General features: G+C 39.5%; 12 protein-coding genes and 1 pseudogene. 9 read left to right on the top strand and 4 right to left on the bottom strand.

The genetic code is table 11. From position 1 onward, the window contains the following. Nucleotides 1-56 precede the first annotated feature (56 nt). Nucleotides 57-260, bottom strand: coding sequence for a DUF3231 family protein (locus tag J7E67_RS28995; protein ID WP_214715091.1), 204 nt, complete (start codon nucleotides 258-260; stop codon nucleotides 57-59). Between the two features lie 119 nt (nucleotides 261-379). On the opposite strand from J7E67_RS28995, the gene J7E67_RS28990 reads away from it, so the two are divergent. From J7E67_RS28990 to J7E67_RS28970, 5 genes are all read left to right on the top strand, one after another. Further along, nucleotides 380-1,087 carry a DNA alkylation repair protein gene (locus J7E67_RS28990; RefSeq protein ID WP_214733344.1) on the top strand — a complete coding sequence of 236 codons (708 nt, stop codon included), beginning with the start codon at nucleotides 380-382 and terminating at the stop codon, nucleotides 1,085-1,087. A 333-nt stretch (nucleotides 1,088-1,420) separates the two neighbouring features. Then, the gene (locus J7E67_RS28985; protein WP_214715046.1) at nucleotides 1,421-1,996 is read left to right on the top strand and encodes a hypothetical protein; all 576 of its coding nucleotides are present in this window, start codon (nucleotides 1,421-1,423) and stop codon (nucleotides 1,994-1,996) included. Between the two features lie 141 nt (nucleotides 1,997-2,137). Then, entirely contained in the window at nucleotides 2,138-3,196 is a 1,059-nt protein-coding gene (locus tag J7E67_RS28980; protein WP_214733343.1) for a PrsW family intramembrane metalloprotease, read from the top strand. Between the two features lie 294 nt (nucleotides 3,197-3,490). Further along, complete coding sequence (locus J7E67_RS28975; protein ID WP_214733342.1) at nucleotides 3,491-6,673, top strand: glycoside hydrolase; 3,183 nt, start codon at nucleotides 3,491-3,493, stop codon at nucleotides 6,671-6,673. A gap of 192 nt (nucleotides 6,674-6,865) precedes the next feature. Further along, the gene (locus J7E67_RS28970) at nucleotides 6,866-7,897 is read left to right on the top strand and encodes a LacI family DNA-binding transcriptional regulator (RefSeq protein ID WP_214733341.1); all 1,032 of its coding nucleotides are present in this window, start codon (nucleotides 6,866-6,868) and stop codon (nucleotides 7,895-7,897) included. 31 nt (nucleotides 7,898-7,928) lie between these two features. Here J7E67_RS28970 and J7E67_RS28965 read toward each other — a convergent pair. The 3 genes and pseudogenes from J7E67_RS28965 to J7E67_RS31705 all read right to left on the bottom strand — a co-directional run. Next, a pseudogene (locus J7E67_RS28965) lies at nucleotides 7,929-8,057 on the bottom strand (IS110 family transposase); the annotation flags it as partial. Nucleotides 8,058-8,116: 59 nt separating this feature from the next. Beyond that, the gene (locus tag J7E67_RS28960) at nucleotides 8,117-8,791 is read right to left on the bottom strand and encodes a LysR family transcriptional regulator substrate-binding protein (RefSeq protein WP_251027078.1); all 675 of its coding nucleotides are present in this window, start codon (nucleotides 8,789-8,791) and stop codon (nucleotides 8,117-8,119) included. 20 nt (nucleotides 8,792-8,811) lie between these two features. Then, nucleotides 8,812-8,976: a LysR family transcriptional regulator gene (locus J7E67_RS31705; RefSeq protein ID WP_251027077.1), complete on the bottom strand. Its 165-nt coding sequence runs from the start codon at nucleotides 8,974-8,976 to the stop codon at nucleotides 8,812-8,814. A gap of 129 nt (nucleotides 8,977-9,105) precedes the next feature. Between J7E67_RS31705 and J7E67_RS28955 the strand changes: the two genes are divergently transcribed. From J7E67_RS28955 to queE, 4 genes are all read left to right on the top strand, one after another. Then, a complete protein-coding gene (locus tag J7E67_RS28955) occupies nucleotides 9,106-10,005 on the top strand; it encodes a DMT family transporter (protein ID WP_214733340.1) in 900 nt (299 codons plus the stop codon). 227 nt (nucleotides 10,006-10,232) lie between these two features. After that, nucleotides 10,233-10,886 (top strand): 7-cyano-7-deazaguanine synthase QueC, encoded by a 654-nt coding sequence (gene queC / locus J7E67_RS28950; RefSeq protein WP_214733346.1) that lies wholly within the window; start codon nucleotides 10,233-10,235, stop codon nucleotides 10,884-10,886. A gap of 3 nt (nucleotides 10,887-10,889) precedes the next feature. Further along, complete coding sequence (gene queD, locus J7E67_RS28945) at nucleotides 10,890-11,366, top strand: 6-carboxytetrahydropterin synthase QueD (RefSeq protein WP_214733339.1); 477 nt, start codon at nucleotides 10,890-10,892, stop codon at nucleotides 11,364-11,366. Further along, nucleotides 11,363-12,091 carry a 7-carboxy-7-deazaguanine synthase QueE gene (gene queE, locus J7E67_RS28940; RefSeq protein WP_214733338.1) on the top strand — a complete coding sequence of 243 codons (729 nt, stop codon included), beginning with the start codon at nucleotides 11,363-11,365 and terminating at the stop codon, nucleotides 12,089-12,091. The genes queD and queE overlap by 4 nt, the downstream gene beginning before the upstream one ends. Nucleotides 12,092-12,187: the final 96 nt, after the last annotated feature.

Raw genomic sequence — 12,187 nt, 5'->3', positions numbered from 1 at the left:
TTTGTCTACAATCTGAAACAGCCAGTTTATCTAACTGGCTGTTTTTGCTCATTTTTTTAACCTTGCGACAGAGATTTTCTGTCAACTGCCTCCGGTTGTTTTTCTAACCATCTATGTTTAACCAAAATTTTGAAACAAAGTGCACCAGCTTGAGTTGAATGGTTAAATACACTTTTGTAGTTTAAAATTATATCCGATCTTAGACTGGAACCTAATGCTGCACCATAGTAAGATAGAGCTGCATTTACTAATAACGCTATTCACTTCACTTAATTCGTAGTAAAATTTATAAAAATGGGTGTAGTTGAATTGCATGATCAAAAGGATAAAAAGTAGGATAGTTCATTTTGATGGATGAAAAGGAAGGAAGTGCAAAACGATGGATTTCGAAATAGTTATGCAGGAACTCGAAGCGCTTGGCAAGGAACGAATGAAAAAGACTTACATAAGCAATGGTGCTCACGAGCCGGTTTTTGGCGTGGCTACAGGTGCCATGAAGCCACTCGCAAAGAAAATTAAGAAAAATCAGCCTTTAGCCGATCAGCTTTACGCCACCGGGAACTACGATGCCATGTATTTTGCCGGCATCATTGCGGACCCAATGGTAATGACTGAGGCTGATTTTGAGCGTTGGATGGATGGGGCGTATTTTTATATGCTTTCCGATTATGTGGTTGCTGTAACGTTGGCTGAAACTGATATTGCGCAAGATGTTGCCGATAAATGGATCGCAAGTGGTGAAGAACTTAGAATGTCGGCAGGCTGGAGCTGTTACTGCTGGCTTTTGGGTAATCGACCGGATAGTGAATTTAGCGCCAGCAAGATTGCCAGTATGCTTGATCAGGTGGGAAATATGATTCACGATTCTCCTGAACGAACAAAATCCGCTATGAATAATTTTATCTACACAGTCGGAATTTCCTATTTGCCGCTCCATGATAAGGCGGTTGAAACTGCAAAGGCAGTAGGCCCAGTAGAAATCAAGCGGGACAAGAAAAAAAGCAGTATTCTGCTTGCTTCCGAAAATATTCAAAAGGAAATAGATCGAGGGAAACTTGGTTTCAAACGCAAATATGTAAGGTGTTAGCCTAGTTTGTAGTGTAACTACTCTAACTGAGAATGAGAGCTCCATACATAATGTATAGGCTTTAAAACAATAAAATAAAAAATGGCTTAGTATTCACTATACTGAGCCATTTTTTTATGACGAAAATCTTAAGAAAAATTCGATATCATTGAGGCTGCATTTTCGAATACACGACAAATTATTCATTCTATATGGGACTATATAATTAAAAACCATAAAAGGTGAGGAATTTTGGAAGAATTAGCAGGATTTTTGATTTTAATAAAGGAATATATTATATATAATTTTGAATTATTCATCAATTCTATCAAGGTATGAAAGAGGGTATACGATATGATTGAAAATTTCTTTGCTGATTATAAAAACTATATTGTTGTACCGGAAGATGAAAAGCAAGTTGGAAATGAAGTATTTGATCCCAAAAATTTTGAAGCCTATTATATACTAACACTGTCCATTTTTGATTCCCGGTTATCGACTTGGAAAGATGCAAGTAAATTTGAAATTGATGTTGAAAAAAGTATCAAAATAGTTCTGAGGGATTTCAATCAAACGGAGCGGAAGAAGTACCATCTTCAATTACTAGAATTTGATAAGTATAAAAACTATTTTATCTTGGCCCTTTCTTCTAAAACAAAATTTAATCCAGGGGAAGAAAAGGATCGTATTAATGACCTCATTGATAAAAAAGTAACAAATCCATTTTATGTTGGGCAAAATTGGTTCAACCTCATTGGTGATAAAGGAAGAGTTGCCCGTAAACTCTTTTGCTGCTCCTTTAAGGAATATATGGCCCAGGACCTAAACCATTTAAAAAGGGAAGAAAAATATGAAAACATCAGTGAATTCATCCCTAAAAAAGGAGAAATGAAGCTGATTAAAAGCTCGCTGAAAAAGGATATTCTCTAAATGCATGGTAACTGGTGACTGGTGACTTGCCTTGGCAGGTCAGCGGATTTTTGTGGATAGAACGTGTATTTAAATAATTTACCTATTATTGGGCATCCTCTATTTGAGGATGTTTTTGCTAACCAAGAGGGGTGAAGTTTTTTGAAATGCCCGCAATGTGTTTATACCAATCCAGATGGTGTGAAGTTCTGCTTAAGCTGCGGAGAAAAGTTTTTTAAAAATAACACACAAGAGAATGAAAATAGCTTTTTTTATGAGTTTGCCCATTACGTTGATATGGTTCCAAGATTCCAACGATCGATTGAACCAAAATTTCAAAACATATTTTCGCGTGTTTTCCGTAATCATAGTGAACTGGAAGCGGACCGGCTGTTTATCGTAGGAACTGCGCTTACGACACCAAAAATTTCGGAAGTGAAAGACACCTGGCCAAAACCATGGCTTTTTGCTAGGGTGTTCATCATTTCGCTTCTTGCATTCGTAGGATTTTATATAGGTGTGAGCTATTTTAGAAATGTGAACTTTATACCCGGACTCATTATTGTTGGTGCTTTTGCTGTTCCGTTTACAACGTTAATTTTTTTCTGGGAGATGAATGCTCCGCAAAATATTGCCTTTTATCGAGTGATATACGTCGTGATGATCGGTGGGATTCTCTCCATGTTAGTCGCACTCGTATTTTTCGATATTCTGAAAAACAATATCAATCCGATTACGATTGGAATTGCTGAGGAACTTGCCAAAGCGATAACGGTCATTACGTTTGTTCGATACCGAAAATATAGATATATTCTAAACGGCCTTCTCATTGGTGCTGCAGTTGGAGCCGGTTTTGCAGCGTTTGAAACAGCTGGATATGCTCTAAGGGCACTGCTTTCTGGGGATGGTACCAATCTCTACAACACGATCCTTTGGAGAGGGATCTTTGCACCCGGCGGGCATATTGCCTGGGCAGCACTGACTGGTGCAGCATTCTGTAGAGTACAAGGGGACCATCCATTTAATCTTAACATGCTATTCCGCTTTAAGTTTTTACGCGTCTTTATCTTAGTGGTTTTGATGCATGCATTATGGGACACTCCTATAACAGGAATGTTTCCCTTCGGACAGATTTTTCTAATGCTAGCTTCATGGGTAGTTGTCTTCCTGCTTATCCGTGCTGGCCTTAAAGAGATTGGAGAAAGAAAAATATCGTTTTAAGAAACAGGGGAGAGTTCTTCTGTTTCTTTTTTATATGAGAAGCAAAAGTCTTCGGAGTCCCTAAAGTCCTATTTTGTATAGGAACAATGAACCGAAAATTTCCTTTCATATTGACAGCATCCATTTATGATTTATATTTATACTTAAGAAAGTTATATAAGTATTCAGAATAAACAGACTCCATTTCTTTTAATCTAGACCGAATAGAAACCGGTTTCTATAATATCTTTTGGGAGGTGATTAAAAACTTAAACTATTTGAATCTAGAAAAATAGTAAAAGGGAGGATGCAAAAATGGTAAAAGCTAATTTTAAACAAATGGCTAAAAAGATTATAACATGCGGTTCGGCCACGGCCCTTACCCTAAGTTTGCTCGCACCTGCGGCACCTGTAGCAATTGCCGCCGAAGAAACTCAATCGAACACAGTAACAGAAACGGTGAAATTAGACCCAAGCTACCAACAGGCACCATTTGATGGTTGGGGAACAGCCCTTGTATGGTTTGCCAATATTACGGGCGGCTGGCCGGATGAAATCAAAAACCAAGTAGCTGATGCCCTTTATGGCAAGGATGGACTTAATTTTAATATTGCTCGTTATAATATAGGCGGTGGTGATTCACCAGAAACCACTCCATACATGCGTCTTGGCGGAGCAGTCCCAGGTTATTGGAATCGGCCAGCCGAATTTGGTCCGCCAAATGGAAACACAGAAGGCTGGACAGAGCCGACAAATTGGTGGGACCCAAAAAATCCTGACCATTGGAATTGGAACGCTGATGCCAATCAACGCTGGTGGCTGACGGCAGCTAAGTCTAGAGGAGCAGATACGTTTGAGGCCTTTTCGAACTCGGCACCATACTTTATGACTCAAAGTGGATACGTATCTGGAAACTGGGATTCAAATAAGGATAACCTGAAGCCTGATCAATACACGAATTTTGCCAGCTATTTAACAGGAGTTGTGGACCATTTACAGCAAGAAACAGGCATTCAATTTAAAACGCTTTCACCGGTAAATGAACCCAATACTAACTATTGGGGAGTCAAGGGCAGACAGGAAGGATCACACTGGGCACCGGCATCACAAGCGAAAATGATTAATGAGGTGAAAACACAATTAACCGATAAAGGTATGAATACCGTTGTCTCGGCAATGGACGAAACCAATCCATCAAAATTCCGATCCAATTGGGATGCCTACAATACGGAAACCCGAAATAATATTGAACAGTTGAATGTACATACGTACGGAACGGGAGAAAGAAATGGTGCCAGAGATATTGCCAAGGGTGCGGGGAAAAAACTATGGATGTCGGAGGTTGACCTAAGTGTCGGCGGCCAGAATCATGAGGACATCAAGCCAGGGCTTGCTATATCGGAAAGAATCCAGGCGGATATCCAGCAGCTCGAGCCGGAAGCATGGGTGCTTTGGCAAGCAGTGGAAGATGAGGTAAACATGAGGCCTGAGCATGAAAATGGCAACTGGGGTCTGATTCAGGTTGATTTTGCTGCAAAGGATTTCAGCAATTTTAAAATATACAAAAATAAAAAATACTACGCTGTGGGCAACTACAGTAAATTTATCCGCCCTGGCGACCAGTTTATCAACACAAACAACCAAAATACTTTGGCCGCCATTGATACGAAAGATGACTCCGTTGTCGTCGTTTATACCAATTCATCTGCGGAACAAAAAGTAGTCGACTTTGACTTATCTGGATTTGAAACGATAAATGGTACAGCATCGGCAACGCCATATGTAACATCGGCCACCGATAATTTGCAGAAAAAAGAAGACATCAAGGTAAAGGATGAAAAATTAGCAGCGGTGGTTCCAGCACAATCGATAACAACATTCGTGGTATCCGGTGTTTCTGGAGTCAACAACGAAGCTAGTTTCGTAAATAATCATGATAAATACAAAATAAGCAATCTAAATAGTGGAAAGGTCCTGGATATCACTCAGGATGGAAAGATTGTTCAAAAAACCTATGACCGCGATAAAGCGGCCCAGCAGTGGAGCATTCAAAAAGTGTCCGATGGGTACAGCTCAAGAGAATTGTATAAAATCGTCGACACCAACAGCAGTAAAGTAATTGGTGTAGAAAATGGGGTAGCAGTGGAACAAAGCGATCAAAATACTGATAGCCAAAAATGGATGCTTTCTACCTCCGGTAATCAACAATACACATTCATTAACGCAGCAAACGGTCAGCTTCTTGAAGTTGGCGGCGAGTCAACAAAAGAAAATGCAACTGTCGATGTCTGGCAATCGAATGCTGGAAAGAATCAAAGTTGGATCATCAATAAGGCAGGAATTGTGGAAATTGAGCCTGCCAATGTAGTCGTCACTAAGAAAAAAATCGCACCAGATATGCCGCAGGAGGTTACCACGATTTACGGTGACGTGGAAAGAGTGCAAAAAGCCGTCAAGTGGGAGCCGATTGACCCTGAACAATATGACAGGGAAACCACTTTTACAGTGAGAGGTACGGTAGAAGGTACGGAGATTCCAGCAGTCGCCAATGTAACCGTTAGCAAGGTCGAAGGTGTGGAACCGATTAAAGTGAAAACTGTTCCAGGTAAAGCGCCGGAACTGCCTGAATTTGTTCTTGCTAAACTTGAAATCGGTACAGAAGGAAACGTACGTGTGAATTGGGAAACGATTGACCCAAGCAAGTATGAAACGTTTGCCAAATTTACCGTAAAAGGCTCGATTCCGTATAGTCCGGTTAAAGTAACTGCCAATGTGCAAGTCACCAAACCGGCATTGCAGAACATTGCCTTAAACCTTCCAGGCTCTGGACAGGAGTTTCCAAAGGCAACCGCTTCCTTTACAGGACAGTATGATAAAGCCGCAAATGTTAACGATGGTGATATCTCTTCCATTCGCTGGACGAATTGGGATCCAAACAGCTGGAGGTCAGAAGATTGGGTAGCAATTGATTTTGGGAGTGAAAATACGATATCTAAACTCGATTTCCATTTTTATGATGATGGGGGTGGAACGAGACCACCAGCATCCCTACAGCTTGAGTACTTGGATGGTACCGAATGGAAGGCCATTGACGGTACCCAATTAGATGTGAATGCGAAAAAGGACTTAACGGTGAATTTTGCACCAGTGACCACATCGAAGGTCCGAGTGGTGATGAAAGCGATGCCGAATACATGCATTGCGATTTCGGAAATTGAGGTATTTGGAAAAGGAGATGTCACGAAGGCTGAACCAAGCATTGGCGATGATGCAACGCTTGAGAGCATCTTAATCGATGGGAAGCCGCTAAAGGATTTCCAACCTGACCAATTTACTTATGATGTGAAGGAAAAAGCATCGAATTCTCCTGTTGTTACTGCATTAACCAATGACTTATTTGCCTCTTATCAGGTATCTGAAGAAGAGGACGCTGCTGTGATCACAGTAAAATCGGAGGATGGGCTCCGGACTGAAACCTATATGGTTAAATTTAGATAATCCAATTAGTCATAGTTGAGGATGCTGTAGTCCACAACTATGACTTTTTATTGCCGTTTTTTCCCCCCGCCTTCACGTTCACCCTATCGACTACCATTTTTCTATTAAAATAGATTACAATTGGAAGAAAGATACTTAAGATAAAACCGATTTCTATATTTTTGTTTATATCTCTAAGAAGGGGGGCTTCAGTTGGACAAAAAAACGTTTACCATCTATGATATTGCCGAAGCCACAAATGTATCTCCGGCAACTGTATCGCGGGTCCTAAATGGCAATTATCCAGTCAGCAAAAAAACAAAAGAGAAGGTGCTGGCGAAAATACAGGAATATAATTTTCAGCCAAACAGTATTGCAAGAAGTTTATCAAAAAAAGAAACAAAGATGATCGGGCTGATTTTGCCAGACATCACGAATCCATTCTTTTCAAGCTTCTGCATGGAATTGGAGAAATACGCTCAAAAAAAGGGATATACGATTTTCTTATGCAATTCCTTGAATGATAGCGAGATGGAGTCAGTTTACCTAAAGGTTCTCTCGGAACGCCAGGTCGAAGGGATCATCATGATGGGCGGCCGCATTAACAAATCATTAACGGTTGCAGAAGAGGCCGCTGAGGTGCTGGAGGTTATGAAAAAGATTCCTGTTTTGATGGTCAATGGAGAGATGGCGGGCGTCGATTGTTATAAAGTGAGATCCGATGAGCGGTTGGGTATGAAGATGATTGTCGAGCATTTAGTCCAAATGGGCCACAAAAACATTGGCATGCTGGGAGGAAAGCAGGGGATCACTTCCACTGATATAAAAGTAGAGGGGTTCAGGCAGCACCTGATGGAGAAGGGTCTGGTTTATCGTCCTGAATGGCATATATACAGCGGTTTTTCAGTAGAAAGCGGACAAAAGGCGATGAAAATGCTGCTGGAAAACAAGGAGCTACCAACGGCAATTATTTGTATGAATGATATGATTGCTTCCGGAGCTTTAGTTGCGTGCAATCATCAAAGTATCGACCCCAAGAAATTTGCCTTTGTGGGCTATGATGATTCGTTTGTCGCTGATATATTGACGCCGAGCCTTACCTCCATTAACCATGATTACGAAAAACTCGGAACTGTGGCACTTGATTTAATTATTAACGCAAAAAATGAACAAGAAGCACCAGAAGTTGCAAAAGAAGTAACCATTGAACCCTTTCTTACCAAGAGGAACTCCACTGCCAGGTGACTACCACGCTGCTGGTAGATGCCGGTTGACTAATTGTTGCAGCGATTTTTTCTCTGATTCCAGGGATCGATTGGAGAATCTTATATTCTTCAATTTCTTTAGCAAGGGCATCTATTATTACATCCGCAATCTTTACTAGATGCTCTTGGTATTGAAGAACAATCTTGACTAATATCTCAAGGTAATTGTATATCTAGTTTAATTAAACTTCATAAAGGATTACTTATACCTTTCAATGATAAAATCAATAAAATATCTACTTGCTATTGGCAATACCCTTTTGTCCTTGTACGCCAGACTAATTGTACGAATAACAGATGGAGAGATTGCTTTCGTTACAATATTATACGCACATCTACTTAAGACTAGTTTCGGTAAAATAGATATGCCAAGTCCCTGTTCAATCATGGACATAATCGCATAATCATCATGTACTCGGTATTGAATATTAGGTTCAAAGTTGTTTTGTTTAAAAATAGTTAATGGTTCACTAATTTCTCCCTCATCTAAAAGTATATAAGGTCCGTCCGTTAATTCTTTCAATGTGACTTGGTCGTGAGAAGCTAAAGGATGATTTGTTGGCAATACAGCAAGCATGTCATCTTCTTGCAAGGGAATGGTAGTTAGATTTGATACAGCTTTTGGGTTAACAAAGCCAAAATCTACGCTCCCTTCTTTAATCCAATTCGAGATATCCGTATAATCACCTTGATGTAATTCGAAATGAACAGCTGGGTACTGTTCCTTAAAATCTTTCATTAATACTGGAAGCCAATGACATGAAACACTAGAAAATGTGCCAATTCGAATAAGTCCACTTTGTAGCCCTTCCATCTCTTTATGCTTTTCTATCAGTTCCCTATGTGAATTATAAATGTTCCTAATATATGGCAAAAATTCCTCACCATCAGGTGTCAGTGAAATACCATTCGAGAGCGTAAAATAAGAGTGGTAGAAAGTTCTTCCTCTAATGAATGCACCATTTGGCTAATGGCTGATTGAGTATAGCCAAGTTCTTCAGCTGCTTTGGTAAAACTGCCTGTTTCTATTGCTTTGATAAAAGCATAATAAGAATTCAACCTCACTAGCTCCTTTGCATTAGAATTTCTAATAGTTCCATTATAAATATTCGTTTTACTAATGTAAATGCAGATGATACGATATAGCCAATCTTAAGTTAAATACAAGAAAGGTTAGGACTTTCTGTTATGACACAAAAACAAGCAAACTTGATTTTAGCTACTGTCTCTATGGGGTGGGGAACATCTTATATTTTTATGAAACTCTGTGTGGATACGATCTCTCCATTAACAATTGTAGCATTAAGATTTGGAATTGCATTTATCGTTATGATGGCGATATTCTACAAAAAAATAATTCATGTAGATGCTAAAACATTGAAATACAGTGCGATTGTTGGTGCACTGCTATGTGGTATTTTCATCGCTCTTTTGTATGGTATGAAAAATACTACTGCTTCTTCAGCTGGTTTTTTGACTAGTACAACAGTTATCTTAGTTCCGATTTTGCAGATATTCATCACAAGAAAATTGCCTAGTAAAAAAATAATATTAGGAGTTCCGATTGTTTCAATTGGCTTAGTTCTACTCACAATTGGGGATGATTTTACTTTAGCGTTTAGCTCGCTATATTGTTTGGTTGCTGCCTTCCTTTATACAGTACACATCATAGTAACAAACCAGTTTGCACGAGAGGTTGGTGCCTTACAACTCGGGATATATCAACTCGGATTTGTTAGCTTATATGCAACAATTGGAATCTTTATATTTGAAACACCTGTTTTACCGCATGAAGCGATGAATTGGTTTGCTATACTTGGTCTAGCGCTCATCTGCTCTGCTTATGGCTTTGTCATGCAGCCAATTGCACAAAAGTACACGACACCGGAAAGCACTGGTTTTCTTTTTTCGCTCGAACCGATTTTTTCAGCCATATTTGCATTCATCTTCCTACATGAAAATATGGGGCGACAAGGGTATTTTGGTGCTTTGCTCATTTTAGCTGGCGTATTCATAGCAAACTCTCCATCTAAAAATCAACATAAGATTAGGCTTACTAAAGAAAACAAGAATCCGAGAGAGGTATAATAGTGAGGACTCCGATCATTCTGAAAAGGCCTAGACTCGAAAAATGTCGGCAAATAGGTGAAAAAATTGAAAAAATGGTTTATAATCATTTAGTCATTTAAAATTATATAGTTCGCATTTTGCGAAAGTGGTTCTAGCCCCCCACATTAAAAAAACTAAGATGAAGCAGTACTTCTATCTTGGGGTACTGTTTTTTTCTATTTGAAAGGAAGTAATTGATATACATGTTGAAAAATGAAAAGGCAATTGTTGTGTTTAGTGGTGGACAAGACAGCACCACTTGTTTATATTGGGCATTAAAACAATTTAAAGAAGTAGAAGCAGTTACGTTTGATTACAATCAAAGGCATAGTTTAGAAATTGAATGTGCCAAAAATATAGCCAATGAACTTGGCGTAAAACACCATATTTTAGATATGTCATTACTAAATCAACTAGCACCTAATGCGTTAACACGTTCAAATATTGAAGTTACTGATGGCGGTGAAGGGGAACTTCCGTCGACATTTGTGCCAGGTCGTAACCTGTTATTCCTGACTTTCGCAGGTGTGTTAGCACGTCAGGTCGGTGCCAAGCATTTAGTCACCGGTGTTTGTGAAACAGATTTCAGCGGGTACCCAGATTGTCGTGATATTTTTATCAAATCACTAAATGTTACCTTGAATCTATCAATGGACGATAATTTTGTCATGCATACACCTTTAATGTGGATAAACAAAGCGGAAACATGGGCCATGGCGGATGAATTAGGCGCATTGGATTTTGTTCGTGAAAAAACATTAACCTGCTACAATGGTGTGATTGCTGATGGATGTGGAGAGTGTCCAGCTTGCGTCTTAAGAAAAAGAGGGCTTGATGACTTTCTTAATGGGAGGTTTTAAACGATGGGTTTCAGAATCGTCGATAAACTTCAAAAAATAAATGAGGACATTCAAGCTCATCAATTAAAATATCATTCAAAGCGTGTACTAGTGAGCAAGGAATTTACCTTTGATGCTTCACACCACTTGCATTGCTATGAAGGGAAATGCAAGAATTTGCACGGACATACGTATAGAGTTATTTTTGGATTAAGTGGTTTTGTTGATGAACGCGGCTTAATGATCGACTTTGGCGATATTAAAGAAATTTGGAAAAATGAAATCGAAATCTATCTTGATCATCAATACCTAAACGAAACCCTTCCCTCCATGAATACAACTGCCGAAAACATGGTTGTCTGGATATATGAGAAAATGAAAGAAGCCTTAGCAACAGAAGATCGTAGGGACCAATATCATGGAGCAAGAGTGGAATTTGTCCGTCTGTTTGAAACTCCAACAAGCTACGCAGAAGCGAGAAGGGAGTGGATGGAGGAATGAGTAAGATTCCTGTATTAGAAATTTTTGGCCCAACCATCCAAGGAGAAGGAATGGTCATTGGTCAAAAGACAATGTTCGTTCGGACGGCCGGCTGTGATTATTCATGCAGCTGGTGTGATTCTGCCTTTACATGGGATGGCAGTGCCAAAGAGGATATTCAGCAAATGACCGCTGAAGAAATTTGGGATGAATTAAAAAGAGTCGGTGGGGACAATTTCTCGTTTGTGACGATCTCAGGGGGAAATCCGGCGCTGTTGAAAAACTTAGATGTGTTTATCGATTTATTAAAAGAAAAAGACATCAAAATTGGTACTGAAACACAAGGAAGCAGATGGCAGGACTGGTTCTTAAACGTCAATGAACTGACCATTTCACCTAAGCCGCCGAGCTCCAACATGGTAACCAATTTTGAAATATTAGATTCTATTTTTAAAAATTTAAACGACAATGATTTTAAACATCAAGTGAGTCTAAAAGTAGTAATCTTCGATGATGCGGATCTAGAGTATGCGAAAATGGTTCATAGCCGCTACGCAGATATTCCTTTTTATCTCCAGGTTGGGAACGATGATATTACGAATTTCAATAATAATGAATTGATTCAAAAACTACTGTTGAAATATGAGTGGTTAGTCAATTGTGTGGTTGCTGACCCTCAATTGAATGATGTAAAAGTATTACCACAATTGCATGCACTTCTTTGGGGAAATAAGCGGGGAGTGTAAGGACATGGACCATGAAGGACCATGGGGACGGTTCTACTGGCTTTTTTGGACAAGGAAAGAGATTAAAAAAGGCCAAAAGAACCGTCCCTGTGGGCA

It is taken from the genome of Bacillus sp. ISL-46 (genome assembly GCF_018613205.1).
This window is presented reverse-complemented; position numbering and strand designations above follow the sequence as displayed.

Excerpts from the sequence above, each read along its gene's own strand:
- J7E67_RS28990 (WP_214733344.1), top strand. The coding sequence starts at position 380 with ATGGATTTCGAAATAGTTATGCAGGAACTCGAAGCGCTTGGCAAGGAA.
- J7E67_RS28985 (WP_214715046.1), top strand. The coding sequence starts at position 1,421 with ATGATTGAAAATTTCTTTGCTGATTATAAAAACTATATTGTTGTACCG.
- J7E67_RS28975 (WP_214733342.1), top strand. The coding sequence starts at position 3,491 with ATGGTAAAAGCTAATTTTAAACAAATGGCTAAAAAGATTATAACATGC.
- J7E67_RS28955 (WP_214733340.1), top strand. The coding sequence starts at position 9,106 with ATGACACAAAAACAAGCAAACTTGATTTTAGCTACTGTCTCTATGGGG.
- queD (WP_214733339.1), top strand. The coding sequence starts at position 10,890 with ATGGGTTTCAGAATCGTCGATAAACTTCAAAAAATAAATGAGGACATT.
- queE (WP_214733338.1), top strand. The coding sequence starts at position 11,363 with ATGAGTAAGATTCCTGTATTAGAAATTTTTGGCCCAACCATCCAAGGA.